Annotated in this window: 13 protein-coding genes; 6 read left to right on the plus strand and 7 right to left on the minus strand. The window is 69.0% G+C overall.

The genetic code is table 11. The features are described 5' to 3' along the window. Positions 1–2: 2 nt before the first annotated feature. Positions 3–5,837, minus strand: coding sequence for a HAMP domain-containing protein (locus AC07NG_RS13195; RefSeq protein ID WP_494594448.1), 5,835 nt, complete (start codon positions 5,835–5,837; stop codon positions 3–5). A 180-nt stretch (positions 5,838–6,017) separates the two neighbouring features. Here AC07NG_RS13195 and AC07NG_RS13200 point away from each other — a divergent pair, with 180 nt between their 5' ends. From AC07NG_RS13200 to AC07NG_RS13215, 4 genes are all read left to right on the plus strand, one after another. Next, positions 6,018–6,602 (plus strand): RNA polymerase sigma factor, encoded by a 585-nt coding sequence (locus AC07NG_RS13200; protein ID WP_487290934.1) that lies wholly within the window; start codon positions 6,018–6,020, stop codon positions 6,600–6,602. Then, entirely contained in the window at positions 6,577–7,545 is a 969-nt protein-coding gene (locus tag AC07NG_RS13205) for a FecR family protein (protein ID WP_494594449.1), read from the plus strand. The genes AC07NG_RS13200 and AC07NG_RS13205 overlap by 26 nt, the downstream gene beginning before the upstream one ends. Positions 7,546–7,669: 124 nt before the next feature. Beyond that, positions 7,670–10,729, plus strand: coding sequence for a TonB-dependent receptor (locus AC07NG_RS13210; protein WP_494594450.1), 3,060 nt, complete (start codon positions 7,670–7,672; stop codon positions 10,727–10,729). A gap of 78 nt (positions 10,730–10,807) precedes the next feature. Then, positions 10,808–11,911 carry a pectinesterase family protein gene (locus AC07NG_RS13215; protein ID WP_494594451.1) on the plus strand — a complete coding sequence of 368 codons (1,104 nt, stop codon included), beginning with the start codon at positions 10,808–10,810 and terminating at the stop codon, positions 11,909–11,911. On the opposite strand, the gene AC07NG_RS13220 is transcribed toward AC07NG_RS13215, so the two are convergent. From AC07NG_RS13220 to AC07NG_RS13245, 6 genes are all read right to left on the minus strand, one after another. Further along, positions 11,908–12,933 carry an amidohydrolase family protein gene (locus AC07NG_RS13220; RefSeq protein WP_494594452.1) on the minus strand — a complete coding sequence of 342 codons (1,026 nt, stop codon included), beginning with the start codon at positions 12,931–12,933 and terminating at the stop codon, positions 11,908–11,910. The two genes, AC07NG_RS13215 and AC07NG_RS13220, sit on opposite strands and share 4 nt — an antisense overlap. A 128-nt stretch (positions 12,934–13,061) precedes the next feature. Further along, positions 13,062–14,336, minus strand: a complete 1,275-nt coding sequence (locus AC07NG_RS13225) for an MFS transporter (RefSeq protein ID WP_492854505.1) — start codon at positions 14,334–14,336, stop codon at positions 13,062–13,064. Positions 14,337–14,387: 51 nt separating this feature from the next. Next, complete coding sequence (locus AC07NG_RS13230) at positions 14,388–15,335, minus strand: LysR substrate-binding domain-containing protein (protein WP_494594453.1); 948 nt, start codon at positions 15,333–15,335, stop codon at positions 14,388–14,390. Then, positions 15,335–16,213, minus strand: a complete 879-nt coding sequence (locus AC07NG_RS13235; protein WP_494594454.1) for a DUF1932 domain-containing protein — start codon at positions 16,211–16,213, stop codon at positions 15,335–15,337. The genes AC07NG_RS13230 and AC07NG_RS13235 overlap by 1 nt, the downstream gene beginning before the upstream one ends. Beyond that, on the minus strand, positions 16,210–17,295 hold the full coding sequence (locus tag AC07NG_RS13240; protein WP_494594455.1) for a 4-oxalomesaconate tautomerase: 1,086 nt from the start codon (positions 17,293–17,295) through the stop codon (positions 16,210–16,212). Before AC07NG_RS13240 ends, AC07NG_RS13235 begins: the two co-directional genes overlap by 4 nt. A 4-nt stretch (positions 17,296–17,299) precedes the next feature. Further along, entirely contained in the window at positions 17,300–17,986 is a 687-nt protein-coding gene (locus AC07NG_RS13245) for a 4-carboxy-4-hydroxy-2-oxoadipate aldolase/oxaloacetate decarboxylase (protein ID WP_494594456.1), read from the minus strand. A 254-nt stretch (positions 17,987–18,240) separates the two neighbouring features. Between AC07NG_RS13245 and AC07NG_RS13250 the strand changes: the two genes are divergently transcribed. Beyond that, positions 18,241–20,004 carry a tannase/feruloyl esterase family alpha/beta hydrolase gene (locus tag AC07NG_RS13250; protein ID WP_494594457.1) on the plus strand — a complete coding sequence of 588 codons (1,764 nt, stop codon included), beginning with the start codon at positions 18,241–18,243 and terminating at the stop codon, positions 20,002–20,004. An 11-nt stretch (positions 20,005–20,015) separates the two neighbouring features. After that, the gene (locus tag AC07NG_RS13255; RefSeq protein ID WP_494594458.1) at positions 20,016–21,269 is read left to right on the plus strand and encodes a gallate dioxygenase; all 1,254 of its coding nucleotides are present in this window, start codon (positions 20,016–20,018) and stop codon (positions 21,267–21,269) included. Positions 21,270–21,279 lie beyond the last annotated feature (10 nt).

A 21,279-nucleotide genomic window follows, 5' to 3' on the forward strand; every position in this document is an offset into this window, starting at 1 on the left:
GATCAGGACGCCGCCGTCGCCAGCACCACCACGTTGTCGCCGGCCGCCCGCGCCGCGTCCGCCCGCTGCACCGAGACCCTCAGCACCGAGATCAGCTGGTCCAGGTCCACCGGCTTGGAGACATAGTCGGACGCCCCGGCCTGGATGCACTTCTGGCGGTCGCCCTTCATGGCCTTGGCGGTGACGGCGATCACCGGCAGGTCGGCGAAGCGCCGGCGCGAGCGGATCTCGCGCATGGTCTCGTAGCCGTCCATGTCGGGCATCATGATGTCGACCAGCACCAGATCGACCTGGTCCAGACCGTCCATCAGCTCCAGGCCCGCGCGGCCGCTTTCGGCGTAGCGCAGCGCGATGCCGTATTCCTCCAGGGCGCTGGCCAGAGAGAAGATGTTGCGGATGTCGTCGTCGATGACGACGGCGGTGCGGCCGGCCAGAACGGCGTCGGCGTGGCGGTTCTGGGCCAGCATGGCCCGGGCGGCCTCGGGCAGGCCGTCCACCCGTTCGTGCAGCAGCAGGGCGGCCTGATCGATCAGCTGTTCGGGGGTGCGGGCGATGCGGGCCAGCCCCGTGAACACCGCCAGCCGCAGGCGCCGGCTCTCCTCGGCGTCGCGTTCGCCGGGCGCGTACAGCACCACCGCGCCGGGGGCCGGGTTGCGGGTCTTCAGGGCGTCGAGAACCGACCCGGCCGCGCCCGGCTCGACCTCGATCACCAGGCCGCCGCCGTCGCCCGAGAAGGCCAAGGCGGGGAGGGCGGAAAGGTCACGCGCCACATGCACGTCGCCGAAGGCCTCGCGCAGCAGACCGGTCGTATCGCTGCCGCCCCCGACCAGGGTCGGCGCTCGCGCGCCGCCATGAGCCAGGCGACGCACGCGGTCCAGGGTCGAGATCACCGCTTCCTGTTCGACGGGCTTGCTGGTGAAGCCCAGCGCGCCCATCGACGGGGCCAGGCCGCCGCGATCGTCGGCCGAGATCACCTGCACCGGGATGTGGCGGGTGTCGGCGGTGCGCTTGAGGAGGTCGAGCAGGGCCAGGCCGTCCATGTCGGGCAGGCCGACGTCGAGCAGGATGGCCTCGGGCGAGAAGCGCCGGGCGAGGGACGGCACTGCCGAGCCTTCGCCGGTGACCACCCCGCGATAGCCGGCGTCGCGCGCCAGGGTCAGCAGGATCGAGGCGAAGCGCGGGTCGTCCTCGACGATCAGCACCACGGAGTCGCCGGGCTCGATGCCGTCGCGGTCGTCCTGCACCGTCTCAACCGGCTCGTAGGCGGGGGCGTCGGCCGTGGAGATGACGAAGGTCGCCGGCGGGGCGCCGGCCGGGCGCGGCGTCGGGCCGGAGAGGGCGGAGGCCGCCGTCGGGCTGAAGTTCAGCGGCAGGTAGAGGGTGAAGGTGCTGCCCTGGCCGGGGGTGGAGACCACCCTCAGTTCGCCGCCCAGCAGGCGGGTGATCTCGCGGCTGATCGACAGGCCCAGCCCCGTGCCGCCGTACTTGCGGCTGGTGGTGCCGTCGGCCTGCTGGAAGGCCTCGAAGATGATCCGCTGCTTTTCCTCGGGAATGCCGATGCCGGTGTCCTCGACCGAGAAGGCCAGCACCTGGCCGGCCTTGTTGAGATGGTCGTTGCCCTCGGCCCAACCGCGCTCGGCCCGGCTGACCGACAGGCTGACCGAGCCGGCCTCGGTGAACTTGAAGGCGTTGGACAGCAGGTTCTTGATCACCTGCTGCAGGCGCTTGTCGTCGGTGTACATGGCCCGCGGCAAGGCGGGATCCAGGTCGATCAGGAAGTCCAGCTTCTTGTCCTGGGCGATCTGGGCGAAGGTCCGCTCGGTCTGGTCGCGCAGGCTGGCGAACGACATCTCGCCGATGTCGAGGGTGACCGTGCCGCTCTCGATCTTCGACAGGTCGAGGATGTCGTTGATCAGGCCCAGCAGGTCGGCGCCGGCGCTGTGGATGTTCTTGGCGAACTCCACCTGCTTGCCGGACAGGTTGCCCTGGGCGTTCTCGCTGAGCATCTTCGACAGGATCAGCAGGCTGTTGAGCGGCGTGCGTAGTTCGTGGCTCATATTGGCCAGGAACTCGGACTTGTACTTCGAGGTCAGAGCCAGCTGCTCGGCCTTTTCCTCCAGCGCCGCCTTGGCCTGCTCGACCTCGGTGTTCTTGGCCTCGACCTGCTTGTTCTGGGCCGACAGCAGCAGGGCCTTGTCCTCGAGTTCGGCGTTGGTCTGCTGCAGCTCCTCCTGCTTGGAGCGCAGCAGCTCTTCTGATTGGCGCAGGGACGCGGCCTGCAGTTCGAGGCGATCGTTGGTCTTCTTCAGCTCGCCCTGCTGGGCCTGAAGCTCGGAGGTCAGCAGCTGCGACTGGGCCAGCAGGCCCTCGGTGCGCATGTTGGCGGCGATGGTCGACAGCACGATGCCGATCGACTCCATCAGTTGGTCGAGGAAGGCCTGCTGGGTCTCGTTGAAGGCGCCGAAACTGGCCAGTTCGATCACCGCCTTCAGCTCGCCCTCGAACAGGGCCGGCAGCACGATGATGCTGCGCGGCGCGGCCTCGCCCAGGCCCGAACTGATCTTGACGTAGTCGGCCGGCAGGTCGGTCAGCAAGATGCGCTTCTTCTCGGCTGCGCATTGGCCGACCAGGCCCTCGCGCAGGCGCAGTTGGGTGGCGGGCGAGCGGCGCTGGGCGCCGGCGTAGCTGGCCGCCAGGGTCAGCACCGTGTCGCCGGCCTCGTCGGCCTCCGAGACGTAGAACACCCCGTGCTGGGCGTTGATCAGAGCGGCCAGCTCCGACAGCACCAGGTTCGACACCGTCGACAGGTCGCGCTCGCCCTGCAGCATGCGGCTGAACCGGGCCAGGTTGGTCTTCAGCCAGTCCTGCTCGGTGTTCTTCAACGTCTGATCCTTCAGGTTCCGGATCATCTCGTTGATGTTGTCCTTCAGCGCGGCCACTTCGCCAGAGGCTTCGACCGTGATCGAGCGGGTCAGGTCGCCCTTGGTCACGGCGGTCGACACCTCGGCGATGGCGCGCACCTGGGTGGTCAGGTTGGCGGCCAGTTCGTTGACGTTGTCGGTCAGGTCGCGCCACAGGCCGGCCGCGCCCGGCACCTTGGCCTGGCCGCCCAGCTTGCCTTCCGAACCCACCTCGCGGGCCACGTTGGTCACCTGGTCGGCGAAGGTGGCCAGGGTCTCGATCATGCCGTTGATGGTGTCGGCCAGCGAGGCGATCTCGCCCTTGGCGTCGAGGGTCAGCTTGCGCTTGAGGTTGCCCTGGGCGACGGCGGTGACGACGTCGGCGATGTTGCGGACCTGGCCGGTCAGGTTGGCGGCCATCATGTTGACGTTGTCGGTGAGGTCCTTCCAGGTGCCGGCCACGCCCGGCACGGCGGCTTGGCCGCCCAGCTTGCCCTCGGTGCCTACTTCCCGCGCCACCCGGGTCACTTCCGAGGCGAAACCGTTCAGTTGATCGACCATGACGTTGATGGTCGACTTCAGCTCCAGGATCTCGCCGCGCACGTCGACGGTGATCTTCTTCGACAAGTCGCCCTTGGCGACGGCGGTGGTCACGTCGGCGATGTTACGGACCTGGCCGGTCAGGTTGGCGGCCATGAAGTTGACGTTGTCGGTCAGGTCCTTCCAGGTGCCGGCCACGCCCTTCACCTGAGCCTGGCCGCCGAGCTTGCCTTCCGTGCCGACCTCGCGCGCCACGCGGGTCACTTCCGAGCTGAACGAGTTCAGCTGATCGACCATGACGTTGATGGTGTTCTTCAGCTCGAGGATTTCGCCGCGCACGTCGACGGTGATCTTCTTGGAGAGGTCGCCCATGGCCACGGCGGTGGTCACCTCGGCGATGTTGCGGACCTGGCCGGTCAGGTTGCCGGCCATCAGGTTGACGTTGTCGGTCAGTTCCTTCCACGTGCCGGCCACGCCCTTCACTTGCGCCTGACCGCCGAGTTTGCCCTCGGTGCCGACCTCGCGCGCCACGCGGGTCACTTCCGAGGCGAAGCCGTTCAGCTGGTCCACCATGACGTTGATGGTGTTCTTCAGCTCCAGGATCTCGCCCTTCACGTCGACGGTGATCTTCTTGGAGAGGTCGCCATTGGCCACGGCGGTCGTCACGTCGGCGATATTGCGAACCTGGCCGGTGAGGTTGGCGGCCATGAAGTTGACGTTGTCGGTCAGGTCCTTCCAGGTGCCGGCCACGCCGCGAACCTGGGCCTGGCCGCCGAGCTTGCCCTCGGTGCCGACTTCGCGGGCCACGCGGGTCACTTCCGAGCTGAACGAGTTCAGCTGGTCCACCATGGTGTTGATGGTGTTCTTCAGTTCCAGGATCTCGCCACGCACGTCGACGGTGATCTTCTTGGAGAGGTCGCCGCGGGCCACGGCGGTGGTCACCTCTGCGATGTTGCGGACCTGGCCGGTGAGGTTGCCGGCCATCAGGTTGACGTTGTCGGTCAGTTCCTTCCAGGTGCCCCCGACCCCGGTGACGTTGGCCTGGCCGCCCAGCTTGCCTTCCGTACCCACTTCGCGCGCCACGCGGGTCACTTCGCTGGCGAAGGCGTTCAGCTGATCGACCATGACGTTGATGGTCGATTTCAGCTCCAGGATCTCGCCCTTCACGTCGACGGTGATCTTCTTGGAGAGGTCGCCGTTGGCGACGGCGGTGGTCACCTCGGCGATGTTGCGGACCTGGCCGGTCAGGTTGGCGGCCATGAAGTTGACGTTGTCGGTGAGGTCCTTCCACGTCCCGCCGACGCCCTCCACCTGGGCCTGACCGCCCAGCTTGCCCTCGGTGCCGACCTCGCGGGCCACGCGGGTGACTTCGCTGGCGAAGGCGTTCAGCTGGTCCACCATCACGTTGATGGTGTCCTTCAGTTCCAGGATCTCGCCGCGCACGTCGACGGTGATCTTCTTGGACAGGTCGCCGCGGGCCACGGCGGTGGTCACTTCGGCGATGTTGCGAACCTGGCCGGTGAGGTTGCCGGCCATCAGGTTGACGTTGTCGGTCAGCTCCTTCCACGTGCCCCCGACGCCCTCGACCTGAGCCTGGCCGCCGAGCTTGCCTTCGGTGCCCACTTCGCGCGCCACGCGGGTCACTTCCGAGGCGAAGGCGTTCAGCTGGTCCACCATGGTGTTGATGGTGTTCTTCAGCTCCAGCACCTCGCCCTTCACGTCGACGGTGATCTTGCGCGACAGGTCGCCGTTGGCGACTGCGGTAGTGACCTCGGCGATGTTGCGGACCTGGCCGGTCAGGTTGGCGGCCATCAGGTTGACGTTGTCGGTCAGGTCCTTCCAGGCGCCGGCGACGCCCGCCACCTTGGCCTGGCCGCCCAGCTTGCCTTCGGTGCCGACCTCGCGGGCCACGCGGGTCACTTCCGACACGAACGAGCCCAGCTGCCCGACCATGGTGTTGACCACCTTGCCGATGCGCAGGAACTCGCCGCGCAGCGGATGGTCCTCGTTCTCGAGGTCCATGGTCTGGGAGAGGTCGCCCTTGGCCACGGCGCCGATCACCCGGGCCATTTCGGCGGTCGGGTGGACCATGTCGGTGATCAGGCTGTTGACCGCCTCGACGCTGTCGTTCCACGAGCCCAGGGCGCCGGGCAGCGCGGCGCGCTGGTTGATCTTGCCCTGGCGGCCGACCGAGTCGCGCAGGCGCTCGAATTCCTTGGAAATCCGGTCGTTGAGGCCGACGGCGTCGTTGAAGGCCTCGGCCAGTTCGCCGTCCAGTCCGTCGAGATCGTCAGGCAGGCGGACGGAGAAATCTCCACGTCGAAAGGCCCGCAACGCCGCCAGCAGTTGGCGTTGGTCCAGCTTGTGTTCGCCGGCCGTCTGCCCCGTGTCCCGCATTTCGCCCCCTCGAGTTCCTAGCCGAAGCGGCGGAACTCCACTCAACTAAGCGGACAACGCGGCTGTTTGACCTGGGTTCCGGGCGCGTCATGCGGACGAGGGGCGACTTTTCCGCCGTCGGGTTTGACGGAAATTCCCCGGCCGTGCATCGCTCCCTTCAGAACAACTCGGGCGGAAACGGTGTCGGACGGGCGTACGCGTGTCGTGGCTTGGATTGGGCGGGAGATCCTGCCCCATGAAGCCGACCTGCGCGCCTGGCTGAGGCGAGCGTTCGCGGCCGCGGGCGACGTCGACGACATCGTGCAGGAAACCTACTGCCGCCTGGCAGGCCTGAGCGCCGTCGAGCACATCGGCGAGCCGCGGGCCTATCTCTTCCAGGCCGCCCGCAGCGTGGCGCTTGAGCAGCTTCGGCGGGCCAGGGTGGTGCGGATCGACACGGCGGCCGAGATCGACTCTCTGAACGTCGAGCTCGACGAGCCTTCGCCCGAGCGCATCGCCGGCGGGCGGCGCGAGCTGGAGCGGGTGCGGCGGCTGATCGCCGCCTTGCCCGACCGCTGCCGCCGGATCTTCGAGATGCGCAAGATCGAGGGTCTGCCGCAGCGCGAGATCGCCCGCCGCATGGGCGTGACCGAGAACGTGGTGGAAAATGAATCCGTGAGGGGGCTTCGCGCCATCCTCGCCGCCCTCGCCGAGGGTGAAACGCAGCAACAACCGACGGCCGCGAGGAGGCCGAACACGCATGACCGAACGCGAAAGCGCCGCTGACATCGAGGCGCGCGCCGCCCGATGGGTGGTGCGCGTCGATCAGGGCGAACTCCCCGCCGAAGAGGCGGCTGAACTCGAAGCCTGGCTGGCCGCTGATCCGCGCCGGCGCGGCGCCTATGTGCGCGCCCAGGCCGGCTGGACGTTGCTGGACCGCGCTCGGGTGCTCGGCCCGGAGGCGGCCGCGCCGGTCAAGGCGAAGGCCCCGTCGCGGCGCGCCCTGCTGGCTGGCGGTGGTGTCGCGGCGGTGGCCGCCTGCGTCGCGGCGCTGCTGGTCCCGCGCCTGCTGGCGGCGCGCTATGGCACGGCGGTAGGCGAGATCCGCCGGGTGCCGTTGGCCGACGGCTCCATGGCCGCCATCAACACCGACACCGCGCTTGAAGTGGCCATGAAGCCGCGCAAGCGCGAGGTCCGCCTCGACAAGGGCGAGGCCTGGTTCCAGGTCGCCAAGGATGCGCAGCGGCCGTTCGTGGTCGAGAGCGGGCCGGTGCGGGTGAGGGCGGTCGGCACCGCCTTCTCCGTCCGCCGCCGCGCTGGCGGCTGCGAGGTGCTGGTCACCGAGGGTGTGGTCGAGGTCTGGTCCGAGGGCGCGGGCGAGGCGCCTCGCCGCGTGGCGGCCGGCGAGCGGGTCTTCGTCTCCGACAGCGCCGGCGCGGCGCGGCCGGCGGCCGCGTCTCTGGAGATCACCCGCGAACTGGCCTGGCGCGAAGGCCAGATCGTGCTCGACGGCGAGGCCTTCGGCGCGGCGGCCGAGGAGTTCAACCGCTACAACGCCCGCAAGATCGTCATCGTCGACCAGGGGCTGGCCAACCAGCGGCTGGTCGGCTGGTTCCGCACCAACGAACCCGAAAGCTTCGCCCGCGCCGCCGCCGCCAGCTTCGGCGCCCGCGTGACGGTGCGCGGCGACGCCATCCTCGTCGAGGCCGGCGCGAGCCTGGCGGAATAGGGCTCCGTACGAATTTTTCGAAAAACTTCGCCGATGTCTGACGGAAACCGGTTTCCCTCGCATCGCTCTAGACAGGCGCTCCGAGAAGCGCCGTGCGAAACGACAAAAACAGGGAGGGCGCGGAATGGGTTGTCCGCGATATGTCTACGGCAAGTCGGCCTTGATGCTGGCGGCTGGCGCCGCGGCGGTGCTGGTGGGCACGCAAGCCCAGGCGCAGGCTCGTAAATTCGATATTCCCGCCCAGGCCGCGGCCACGGGCATTCCGCAGTTCGGCAAGCAGGCCGACCTGCAGATCCTGGCGCCGCAGGCGGCCGTCCAGGGCAAGCGGGTCAACGCCGTGCGCGGGACCTACACCGTCTCCGAAGGCCTTTCGCGCCTGCTCGACGGGGCCAACCTGACCGTGGTGTCCAACGACGGCCGCACAGCGGTGCTGGGCCAGAAGGCCTCGGTGCAACTGGCCTCGACCGCCCCGGTCGCCATCCCGCAGCAGTCCGAGCCGGTCGGCGACACGATCGAGGAGCCCGCCGCCGTCGAGGAGGTGGTCGTCACCGGCTTCCGCGCCAGCCTGGGCAGCGCCCTGAACGTCAAGAAGCGCGCCAGCGGCGTCGTGGACGTCATCAAGGCCGAGGACATCGCCGACTTCCCGGACGCTAACCTCGCCGAGTCCATCCAGCGCGTGCCCGGCGTCTCGATCGCCCGCGACGCCGGCGAGGGCCGCCAGATCACCGTCCGGGGCCTGGGCCCGCAGTTCACCCGCGTCCGCATCAACGGCGTCGAGGGCCAGAGCACGGCCAGCGGCACCGACAGCTCGGGCGGCGCCAACCGCAACCGCTCGTTCGACTTCAACGTCTTCGCCTCGGAGCTCTTCAACAGCATCACCGTGCGCAAGACCGCCTCTGCCTCCACCGAGGAAGGTTCGCTGGGCGCCACGGTCGACCTGCAGACCGGCCGGCCGTTCGACTACAAGGGCGCGACCTTCGTGGTCTCGGCCCAGCAGGGCTACAACGACCTCTCCGAAAGCTGGGACCCGCGCTTCGCGGCCCTGGCCTCCAACACCTGGTTCGACGGCAAGCTCGGCGCGCTCGTCTCGGTGGCCTACACCGAGCGCCACCTGCTGGAAGAGGGCCACGGCTCTGGCGGCTGGCTGAACGGCACGGAGGTGGGCGGCTTCAGCCCGGCCTCGACCTTCACCCAGGCCAGCTCGGCCAGCGTCTTCACCCCGCGCTTCCCGCGCTACGGCCGCCTGACCCATGACCAGAAGCGCCTGGGGATCACCAGCTCACTGCAGTTCCGGCCCGACGAGAAGACCCTGATCTCGGCCGACTTCCTCTATTCGGACTTCAAGGCCACCCGCACCGAGAACTGGCTGGAAGCCCTGTCCTTCGCCCGCAACGCCGCCCAGGGCGGCCGGCCCGAGATCATCGTCCGCGACGGCGTGGTCAACGCCAAGGGCGACATGGTCTACGGCCTGTTCGACGACGTCGACGTCGAGAGCGAGACCCGCTTCGACAAGCTCGACACCAAGTACACCCAGGCCACCTTCACCGCCGAGCACCACTTCACCGATCGGTTCAAGGTGACCGGCCTAGTCGGCTTCTCGAAGTCTGACTTCGACAACCCGATCCAGACGACGGTGATCCTCAACCGCGAGAACGCCGACGGCTTCTCCTACGACTATCGGAACAACGCCAACCTGCCGGCGATGAACTTCGGCTTCGATGTCACCGACCCGCTGGCCTACAACTTCGGCGCGGCGCGTTCGGAGATCCGCCTGCGGCCGCAGGGCGTGACCAACACCATCCAGACCGCCCAGCTCGACGGCGATTACGAGCTCAACGACACCTTCCGCCTGAAGGCCGGGGTGAACCTTAAGAAGTACGAGTTCGATTCCTGGGCCCTGGCGCGGGTCAACGAGTCCGTGGTGCCGACCCTGCCGGCCGGCGTCACCCTGGCGACCCTGACCAAGCTGGTCAGCGGCTTTGGCAAGAACCTCGGCGGTTCGGGCTATCCCACCAGCTGGGCCGCCCCCGACCTCGACGCCTTCGCCAAGCTGTTCAACATCTACAGCGGCACGGGCCTGTTCGAACTGTCCGGCGCCAGCAACTCGGCCGCCCGCGGCAACATCCGCAGCGTCACCGAGAAGGACACCGCCGCCTACGTGCAGCTGGACTTCAACACCGACCGCTTCGCCTGGCCCCTGCGTGGCGACGTCGGCGTGCGCTACGTCAAGACCGACCAGAGCTCGACCGGCTACCAGCTGGTGTCCGGCGCGGCCCAGCAGGCCACCGTCAAGCGCGACTACGAGGACGTGCTGCCGGCCCTGAACCTGACCGCCGAGGTCACGCCCGACTTCCTGCTGCGCTTCGGCGCGGCCAAGGTGATGACCCGTCCCAACCTCGGCAGCCTGACGCCGGGCGGCAGCCTCAGCGTCGTCGGGGTGTTCAGCGTCAGCTCGGGCAACCCCAACCTCGACCCGATCCGGGCCACCACCTACGACCTGTCGGCCGAGTGGTACTTCGCCAAGGACGCCCTGCTGTCGGTCGGCCTGTTCTACAAGGACATCGACAGCTACATCCAGACGCAGCGGATCTCGCAGACCTTCGCCGCGTCGGGCTTCCCGGTCAGCCTGCTCGACGGCCTGGCCGGCGTGTCGGCCAACGACACCTTCCTGTTCAGCCAGCCGGTCAACACCAAGGGCGGGCCGCTGAAGGGGATCGAGATCAGCTATCAGCAGCCCTTCAGCTTCCTGCCGGGCCCGCTGCGCCACACCGGGGCGATCTTCAACGTCACGATCGTCGACTCCAAGATCGACTACATCTCGTCGCGCTCGGCCACCGGCTTCGTGCAGAACGACCTGGTCGGCCTGTCGAAGAACGCCTTCAACGCCACCCTCTACTACGAGGACGACCGGTTCAGCGCCCGGGTCTCCGGCGCCTATCGCGACAAGTACCTGACCGCGGTGCCCAGCGGCACCTCGACCAACGACATCGACGGGGTGCGCGACACCTTCACCGTCGACGCCTCGGCTTCGTACGCGATCAACAAGCGCCTGAAGATCACCTTCGAGGGCCTGAACCTGACCGACGCGTTCAACGACCAGTACACCGACAGCCAGCGCGACAGCGTCTACGTCTATTCCCACACCGGCCGGCAGTACAATTTCGGCTTCCGGTACTCTTTCTAGGCTTCCTCCTCCCAGGGGAATGTTGGGCGTCGGCTTATCCTTCACGGCCGACGCCCGTCTTTTTGTTTCGAGGCTTCGATGACGATCGTTTCGCGCCGGGCCGTGGCGGCCGGTTTGTTGTTGATCCCGGGCATGGCCGCTGCGGCGCCGCGTTACGACGCCGTGCTGAAGCGGCCTGAAGACGCCCGCCGCTTCTCCGCCCCGACCTACGACCGGCTGTCGGCCGCTGTCGCCGCCGCTCCCGTGGACGGAAAGCGGCCGTTCCGCATCCTGGTCACGCGCGGCGTCTGGGACGAGCAGGTCGTGATCGACAGGCCGTTCGTCCATCTGGTCGGCGAGGACCGCCAGGCCAGCGTGATCAGCCACCTGGCCGCCTCCGGCCTGATCGCGCCCGACGGCAAGCGCTGGGGCACCTTCCGCACCCCGACCCTGTTCGTGCGCGCGCCCGATTTCTCCGCCCGCAACCTGACCATCCAGAACGCCTTCGACGGCCTGGCTGAAATGTCCAAGCCCGGCGGCCTGCACTCGCACGACGGCGGCGGCCCGCAGGCCGTGGCCCTGATGCTCGACAAGGGTTCGGACCGCGCGCGACTGAGCGATGTCGACATCCGCAGCTACCAGGACACCCTGTTCCCGGACGCCGGTCGCAGCCTGTTCGAGCGCTGCCTGATCGCCGGCAGCTACGACTTCATCTTCGGGGCGGGCAGGGCGTTCTTCCGCGATTGCGAGATCCGCTCGCTGCCGCGTCCGGTCGATCCGGTCGACGGCTACGTCGTCGCGCCCAGCACCCCGATCGACCAGCCGTTCGGCTTCGTCTTCAAGGACTGCAGGCTCACCAAGGCGCCCGGCACGGCGCGCGGCTCGGTCTATCTCGGCCGGCCCTGGCGGCCGTCCAGCCGGTTTGCCGACGGCCAGTACGGCGATCCGAAATACGTCGCGGCCGCAGCCTTCATCGACTGCTGCATGGACGATCACGTCGCGCCGGAGGGGTGGACGGAGATGTGGTACACCGGCAAGGACGGCAATCCGCGCACCATGCTGCAGCCGGAGGCGGTGCGCTTCTCGCAGTTCGGTTCCGGCGGCCCCGGCGCGGCGGCGTTCCGGCGCGGGCGCACGCTGACGGCGTCCGAGGCCAAGGGCATGAGCCAGCGAGCGGTGCTCGCCGGCTGGGACGTCCGCTAGAGCCCGCGCGCCTTCAGGATCGCGTCCAGGCGCGGGAACACTCTGCGGGCGTTGCCCTCGAAGATCGCGTGGCGGTCGGCGTCGGGAATTTCGAGCGCGTCGACATAGCGCTTGGTGTCGTCGAAATAGAACCCCGTCGTCGGATCGATCCCGCGCACCGCGCCGACCATTTCCGAGCCGAACAGGATGTTCTTGCTGTCGATCACCTCCGCCAGCAGGTTCACGCCCGGCTGGTGATAGACGCAGGTGTCGAAGAACACGTTCTCCATCAGGTGCTTGTCGAGGCCCGGCTTCTTCAACATGTCGGCCAGGCCCCGATAGCGGCCCCAGTGATAGGGAACCGCGCCGCCGCCGTGCGGGATGATGAACTTCAGCGTCGGGAAGTCGGCGAACAGGTCGCCCTCGATCAGTTGCATGAAGGCGATGGTGTCGGCGGCGATGTAGAAGGCGCCGGTGGCGTGCAGGGCGTGGTTGCACGAGCCCGAGACGTGGATCATCGCCGGCACGTCCAGCTCGCACATCTTCTCGTAGAAGGGATACCAGTAGCGGTCGGTCAGCGGCGGATGGGCGAAGTGGCCGCCGCCGGGATCGGGGTTGAGGTTGCAGCCGATGAAGCCCAGCTCGTTCACGCACCGCTCCAGCTCGGCGATCGAACCTTGCAGGTCGGCTGCGGGCGACTGGGGCAGCATGCAGACGCCCGCGAAGGTCTCCGGATAGAGATCCACCACCCGCTTGATCAGGTCGTTGCAGCGCTCGGACCAGGCGCGGCTGACGCCCTCGTCGCCGACATGGTGGGCCATGGTCGAGGCGCGGGGGCTGAAGATGGTCATGTCGGCGCCGCGCTCGCGGATCAGCCGCAGCTGCGCGCCCTCGATGGACTCGCGGATCAGGTCGTCGGGAATGTCGGGATAGAGGGGCGGGGGACCCTTGGCGTCGAAAGCCTTCACCTGCTCGTCGCGCCAGGCGTTGTGGGGCTCAGGCGCGGTCGTGTAGTGGCCGTGGCAGTCGATGATCAGGCTCATACTCAGAGAACTTTCCTTACCGCGCAGACGGGGCCGCGTGGCCGGAAAATGCCCGCGCCGCCGGACCCTGTCGTATCGGATGATCGGAACGGCTATGCTGCCCGGTTATAGGCCGGGCGGCGCGCGCCTCAGATCTTCACCGGCTCCATCTTCGGGGCGAGCAGGTGCACGACGAGCAGGGCGACGAGATAGGCGCTGCCGGCGACGATGAAGATCGGGGTGTAGGTCCCGATCGTCTCGAGGACCTGGCCGATGTACTTGGAGAACACCATGCCGCCGAGGGCCCCGAGCATGCCGCCGATGCCGACGACCGAGCCGACGGCGCCGCGCGGGAAGACGTCGGAGGGCAGGGTGTAGAGGTTGGCCGAGAAGCCCTGGTGGGCGGCGGTGGCGACCCCGATGATCAGCACCGCGACCCAGACCGAGCTGGCGAACGAGGCGAACATCACCGGCACGGCCAGCAGGGCGCAGATCAGCATGGTCAGCTTGCGGGCGTGGTTGATCGACCAGCCGCGCTTCATCAGGTTGGACGACAGCCAGCCGCCGGCCACCGAACCGACGTCGGAAAGCAGGTAGATGGCGATCAGCGGCGGGCCGAAGGTCTTCAAGTCGAGGCCATAGCGCTTGCCCAGGAAGTCGGGCAGCCAGAACAGGAACATCCACCAGATCGGGTCGATCAGGAACTTGCCCAGGGCGTAGGCCCAGGTCTCGCGCTTGGTCAGCAGCTTGCCCCAGCCGATCTTCTCGACCGGGTCGGCGGGATCCTGCTCGATGTGGGCCAGCTCGGCCGCGCCCAGCTTCTTGTGCTCGCGCGGGCGGCGATAGACGAGCAGCCAGATCGGCAGCCAGATCAGGCCGGCCACGCCGGTGACGATGAAGGCCATCTGCCAGCCGAAGGCCAGCACGATGCCGGGCACGACCAGGGGCGTGACGATGGCGCCGATATTGGTGCCGGCGTTGAAGATGCCGGTGGCGAAGGCGCGCTCCTTCTTGGGGAACCACTCGGCCACGGCCTTGATGCCGCCGGGGAAGCCGCCGGCCTCGCCGATGCCAAGACCCATGCGGGCGAAGACGAAGCCGCCGAAGCCCTTGGCCGCGGCGTGGGCGATATGGGCGATCTGCCAGATGGCGAAGGCCACACCGAAGCCCCAGCGGGCCCCGATCTTGTCCATGATCTTGCCCCAGGCGAGGTAAGCCACGGCGTAGGCCAGCTGGAAGTAGAAGACGAGGTCGGCGTAGTGCTTCTCGTTCCAGCCGAACTCGTGACTGAGATCGGCCTTCAGCAGCCCGATCGTCTGCCGGTCCACATAGTTGATGACCATCGCCGCGAACAGCAGGCTGACGATCACCCAGCGATAGCGACCGATCTTCTCGGATGGCGCGGGAGCCGTTGGTCGTTGCATTCTCGTTGTTTCCTCGCCCCTGCCTGGTTCTTTTGTCGTTGGCGCGTCCGGCTAGTCGGGCGGTCCGGCCAGCCGGCTCTCGATCTCGCCGACATAGGCGCGGGCGGCGTCGACGAAGGCCTGGGTGTTGCGCAGCAGGGCCGTGTCGCCGCGCCGGATCAGCCCGGCCGGGCGCGGACGCCCGGTGGCCGGCAGCGGCAGCAGGCGCAGCGCCCCGCGCAGCAGGTCGCCCGCCAGCATCATGTGCGGGATCACCGCCACCCCGTCGGTGGCGTAGAGGATCTCGCGGATCATGGCGACCGAGCTGGAGCGCAGCGGCTGGTGCGGGGCCACGCCCATTTCGGAGAGCAGCACGTCGATCTCCTGGCCCACCCGCTGCGAGACCGTCGGCAGCACCAGCGAATAGTCGGCCAGCACCGCCGCCGTCGCATCCCGGCGATCGAAGATCGGGTGATCGGCCCGGGCCACCACCGAGATCGGCTCGGAATAGAACGGCGTGCGCACCAGGCCGTCGGGCTCGGCCAGGGTGTAGAGGCGGCCGATGACCAGATCGAGCTCCCGCCGCGACAGCTGCGAGATCAGCTCCTCGGTGCGGCCCTGGATGACACGCACCTCTATGTCGGGCCAGGCGATCTTCAGCCGGGCCAGGGTTCCGGGCAGCACGCCGGCCGCCGCCACGGGCAGGGCGCCGACCACCACCGGGCCGCCGTCACCGCCTTCCAGGGCGTCGAGCTCGTCCTCCAGCCGGCCGATCTCGGCCAGCAGCCGGCGGGCGGCGGCGGCCACCGTCAGGCCGAAGGGCGTCGGATCGACGCCGCGCGCATGGCGGTCGAACAGCCGCGCGCCGACGATCTCCTCGATCTCCTGCAGGCTCTTGGTCAGGGCCGGCTGGCTGAGGCCCAGCGTCCGCGCCGCCTGCAGGATGCTGTCATGCGTGGCGATCGCGTCGATCACGCGCAGGTGCCGGAACTTCAGGCGCTGTTGCAGGTAGCGTCGCACTAGATTTCCCGTTGGCTGGCGAGGGACTTTGTCCGCCGCTCGATGGCGTCGAGCAAGTCCCCAAGCTCGGGCGCCTGGTCGGCGGGCGCGGCGAGACCCAGCGATCCCTGGCGGGCGTGGACCTCGACCGTGGCGCGGGCCATTGGCGAGGGCAGGCCGGCCGCCTCCAGCATCACCGCCGCCTCGGCCATCTCTTCGCTGCGGCGCTGGCCGTGCACGAGGGGGCGGGTGAGAAGATAGCGGGCCAGCGCCGGCCAGTCCGGGTGGGGGATGGTGTTGCTCAGCGAAGCCAGCACCTGGGCCTCGACGCCGTAGTGGCGGGCGCTGGCCAGGCTCTCGGTGACGATCGCCTCCAGGCCCTTGACGAAGACGCTGCGCGACAGCTTCACGGCCGACGGTCCGCCGACCGCGTCGCCGAACACCTCGGCGGAAAAACCCAGGCGCTCGAGCAGAGGCAGGATCGCCATCGCGTGCGGTCCGCCGAGCAGGATGGGGGTCCTGATCCGCCTGGGCGCGATCGGGGCCATGACGGCCGCCTCGACATAGCGGTGGATCAACGCCGCCTGGGCCTGGCGGGTCTGGGGCGCGACGGAGTTGAGGTCGAGGAAGAAGGCCTCGCCCAGATGCGGCGCGGCGGTCTGGGCGACGTTGATCGCCTCACCCGCGGTGACGGCGCTGATGACGAGGTCGCGGTCCGCGCAGGCCGAGGCGATGTCGCCCGCCATGCGCACGCCGGTCGCCGCCTTGGACGGTCCCGACGTCGGATCGGCAAGCAGGCGGTCATGGACGACGATGTCGGCGAACCCCGCCGTGACGAGGTCCGCGTGCAGGGTCTGGCCGACCTCGCCGAAGCCGATCAGGGCGAGGCGCGGGTTCATCGGCGGCCGTCCCAGACGCTGGCCGGCACGAACACCTGGCCGGTCATCAGCAGCCGCGCGGTGCGCAGCAGGGCGGCCGAGACCACCTCGCCCTCGGGAGACAGGGTCAGCAGGGCCGTGAACTCGCCGGTGGGATGCTCGACGCTGACGGCGATCTCGCCCGAGGCGTCCGGCAGGCTGGCGACCGAGGCGGCGACCGAGCCCTTCAGGCAGGCGGCCGTGGCGACGCTGACCGCGCCGAACACGCCGATCGCCTTGTGCACCGTGTGCGGGATGAAGCTGCGGGTCGACAGGGCGCCGCCCGCCGTCGGGGGCGAGACCAGGGTGATCTTGGGCACGGTGGCGTCTGTGATGTCGCCCAGGTTCATGCGCCGGCCGGCCTCCAGGCGGATGGCTTCGACCCTGGCGCGGAGCACGGCATAGGCTTCCAGTTCGCCAGGCGTCTCGTCGCCGGTGACGCCGAGGTCGGCGGCGCGGACCACCACCACGGGCATGCCGTTGTCGATCAGGGTGGCCTCGACGCCTTCGATGACGTCGATGACGTTGCCCGTGGGCAGCAGGGCCCCGCAGGACGAGCCGGCGACGTCGGCGAAGGCGATCGGGATCGGCGTGGCCGAACCGGGCACGCCGTCGATCCGGCAGTCGCCCTCGTAGTTCACCTTTCCGCCGGGGGTCTCGATGCGGGCGGTCGCCAGGCCCTGCGTGTTGCGCATGAAGATGCGCACCGGCGTCTGGCCGTCCTGTGCCGTGACCAGGCCCTGCTCGATGGCGTAGGGGCCGATCCCGGCGAGGATGTTGCCGCAGTTCTGGCGATCGCTGACCTTGGCCTCGGCCACCGAGACCTGCAGGAACAGGTAGTCGACATCGGCGTCCGGCCGTGACGAAGCCGAGACGATCGCGACCTTGCTGGTCAGGCTGTCGGCGCCGCCCATGCCGTCGATCTGGCGCGCGTCGGGCGAGCCCATGGCCGCCAGCAGCACCTTGTCACGCAGGGCCTCGTCGGCCGGCAGGTCCTCCGCGCGGAAGTAGAGACCCTTGGAGGTGCCGCCGCGCAGGACGGCGCAGGGAATGGCCGTCTGCATGGGCTCAGGCGTCCTCGCTCTCGACATAGACGAGGCCGGCGGCGGCGAGCCTTTCGCGCATCTTGTAGAGATCCAGGCCCAGCACCCCGGACGCCAGCTGGGCGCGCTTGTCGACCTCGGCGGCCTCGCGCCTGGCCGAGGCGGCCAGCACCGCGTCGGCGTCCTTACGGGCCACCACGACCACGCCGTCGTCGTCGGCCACGATCACGTCGCCCGGGCGGATCAGGGCGCCGCCGCAGACCACCGGCACGTTGACGTCGCCCAGCACCGCCTTGACCGTGCCCTGGGCCGAGATGGAGCTGGACCAGACGGGAAAGCCCATCTCCTTCAGCACGGCCACGTCGCGCACCCCGGCGTCGATGACCAGGGCGCGGACGCCGCGCGCGATCAGCGAGGTCGCGAGGAGGTCGCCGAAATAGCCTGCGTCGCTGAACGAGGTCGGGGCGACGACGAGGATGTCGCCCGGCCGGCACTGCTCGATGGCCACGTGCAGCATCCAGTTGTCGCAGGGCGGCGAGGAAACCGTCACCGCCGTGCCGGCGACATGCGCGCCCGGCCAGATCGGCCGCAGCTTGGGCGACAGCAGGCCGATGCGCCCCTGGGCCTCGTGGATGGTGGCGACGCCGAAGGCCGCCAGGCCCTCGACCGCTTCTTTCGACGCCCGCGGCGGGTTGGTGACGACCTTGTTCAAGGCGAGCGCTCCGAAGCCGAAAATCTCTGCGGCGCCGGCGCGAGAAGCGCCGGGCCGAGGCTTGGCTAGCACCCGGTCCCGGGGGAGCGGCTATGCAATTTGGGCGGCGGCTATAACCAAAATCGCCGCTCGTGGCCGAAACCTCCACGGCGCGGGCCAGAACGTTATAGCCCCTGGAATTTTGTTATAGCGCGGCGGGCCGCAAGGCTTGCTACCGGCGTCGAGGAGATGACCCGAAGAGACCGGAGATGTTGGTGATTTCGTTGCGTTCCTTCGGCATGTCGGCGGTTCTGGCCGGCCTCCTGGCCCTGTTCGGCGCGGGCGTCGCCGTCGCGCGTCCGGCGCCGGCCCTGGCCAACCTCGCCGCCGTGAAGCCGGTGATCGACTGCGCCGCCCTGGCCTCGGTCGATGTCAGCGACGCGGTGGGCGCCAAGACCACGATCACCTCCGCCAAGCTCTCCGGTTCCGGCGACAAGGCGTTCTGCGCCGTGCAGGGCGTCATCGCCCCGAAGATCCGCTTCGAGCTGCGGCTGCCGACGGCCGGCTGGACCCAGCGCTACCTGCAGGTCGGCTGCGGCGGCCTGTGCGGGGTGCTGAGCATCCGCACCGAGCACGCCGACGGCTGCACCCCGGTCAAGGACGGCGCCATCGCCCTGGCCTCGACCGACATGGGCCACGAGGGCAAGTCCATGGGCGACGGCGCGTTCGGGGCGGACCCCCAGGCCCGCATCGACTTCGCCTATCGCGGCGTGCACCTGACCTCGATCGCCTCCAAGGCCCTGATCGCGAAATTCTACGGCCAGGCGCCGCGCTACAGCTACTTCTCGGGCTGCTCGGACGGCGGCCGCGAGGCGCTGATGGAGGCCCAGCGCTTCCCCGGCGACTTCGACGGCGTCGCCGCCGGCGGGCCGGCCATGGTCTTCACCGTCCAGAACAGCTTCTACCACGCCTGGCAGGCCCGCTCGAACATGGACGCCAGCGGCAAGGCGATCCTCATCGCCTCGCGCCTGCCGATCCTGCACGCTGCGGCCCTGGCCTCGTGCGACGCGGTGGACGGGCTGAAGGACGGCCAGATCGACGACCCGCGCGCCTGCCGCTTCGACCCGGCCGTGGCCCAGTGCAAGCCGGGCCAGGCGGCCGAGGCCTGCCTGACCGCCGCCGAGGTCGAGACCGCCCGCAAGCTCTATGACGGCCCGCGCGACGCGGCAGGCAAGGCCTTCACTCTGGGCCAGCCGCAGGTCGGCTCGGAACTGTCCTGGGCCGGCGTCTTCGTGCCGCGCTCGGCCGACCAGGTCCCGGGCAGCTGGGGCATGGCCGAGCAGCCGGTGAAGTACGTGTTGTCGCAGACCAATCCGCCGGCCGACTACAGCCTGGCCGACTTCAACTTCACGCCCGAGCAGTTCGCGGGCCTGAGCTGGGCCCATCGCCTCTACGACGCCACCGACACCGACCTGTCGGCCTTCGCGGCCAAGGGCGGCAAGCTGATCCTCTGGCACGGCTGGTCGGACCCGCACATCTCGCCGCTGAACACCATCGCCTACCGCAACGGCGTGGTGGCGGAGCTCGGCCAGGCCAAGGCCGACGCCACGATGCGGCTGTTCCTGTTCCCGGGCCTCTATCACTGCTTCGGCGGCGACGGCCTGTCGCAATTCGACATCGTCAGCCCGTTGATGGCCTGGGTCGAGGGCGGCGCAGCGCCGAACGCCGTCGAGGCCGCCAAGGTCGACATGCCGGCGATGTCGGGTCCGCCGCCAGCCGGCGCCGACGTCCGCCAGGCGCCGATGCCCGACGCCTCGGCCCTGAAGCCCGAGCGCGTGCAGCCGGTCTACGCCTATCCGCAGGTCGCGGCCTATACGGGTTCGGGTTCGATCGATGCGCCGGAGAACTTCGCGCCCAAGACCCCGAGCGCCGAGCCCGCCGTCCGCGACGCCTACGCCGCCCAGTTCATCGCACCGCGCTTCCACCAGGACTGCCGCGTCGAGGCCAGCGCCTTGGTCTGCGCGCCGTCCAAGCCCTGAGGAGAGCACCCATGGCCAAGCTCATCGGCGCGATCGGCGTCTCCCACACCCCCACCATCGGCTACGCCCGCGACCGCAAGCTGGCGCAGGATCCCGTCTGGGCCCCGATCTTCGAGGCCTTCGAGCCGTTGAAGGACTGGCTGGCCGAGCAGAAGCCCGACGCCCTGGTGATGATCTACAACGACCACGTCACCTCGTTCTCGTTCGACCACTATTCGGCCTTCGCCCTGGGCGTGGGGAGCGAGTACGCCGTGGCCGACGAGGGCGGCGGGCCGCGCGACCTGCCGGCCGTGCCGGGCCACGCCGAGTTCGCCCGCTACCTGGCCCGCGCCGTCATGGCCCAGGACTTCGACCTGTCGCTGTTCCAGCACAAGCCGCTGGACCATGGCTGCCTCTCGCCGCTGTGCCTGCTGACGCCGCCGGAAGAGACCTGGCCGATCCCGATCGTGCCCCTGCAATGCGGCGTGCTGCAGTTCCCCGCGCCCTCGGCCAAGCGCTGCCTCGACCTCGGCAAGGCCCTGCGCAAGGCGATCGACGCCTGGCCGGAAGACAAGCGGGTGGTGATCGTCGCCACCGGCGGCCTGTCGCACCAGGTGCACGGCGAGCGGGCGGGGTTCAACAACACCGCCTGGGACGAGGCCTTCCTCGACATGCTGCAGAACGATCCAGATCGCCTGGCCGGCATGACGCACGCCGAATACGCCCGCCTGGGCGGCTTCGAGAGCGCCGAGGTGATCATGTGGCTGATCATGCGGGGGGCGATGTCCGTCAATGTCGCCTGCCACCACCGCACCTATTACCTGCCGTCGATGACCGCCATCGCCACCGTCCGCTACGAGGACCTGGGCGAGGACACTTCGCAGGCCGAGCGCGAACGGGTCCGCCACGAGACCACACGCCAGCTGGAAGGCGTCGAGGACTTGGAGGGCACTTACCCCTTCACCCTGGAGATCAGCGCCAAGGCCTATCGCGCCAACCGCTTCCTACAGAACCTCGTCGATCCCGACGCCCGCGCCCGGTTCCTGGTCGATCCCGAGGCCGAGTTCGAAGCGGCGGGCCTCAGCGACGAGGAACGCGATCTGATCCGCCGCCGCGACTGGGGCGGCATGATCCGCTACGGCTTCATCTTCTTCGTGCTGGAGAAGCTGGGGGCGGTGCTGGGCGTGCCCAATCCGCAGATCTACGCCTCCATGAAGGGGCTGACGCTGGAGGCCTTCCTGGCCACCCGCAACGCCCAGATCACCTATTCCGTCTCGCGCAACTGACGGGCTGCTT

Source organism: Caulobacter sp. GW821-FHT10C03, assembly GCF_059415485.1.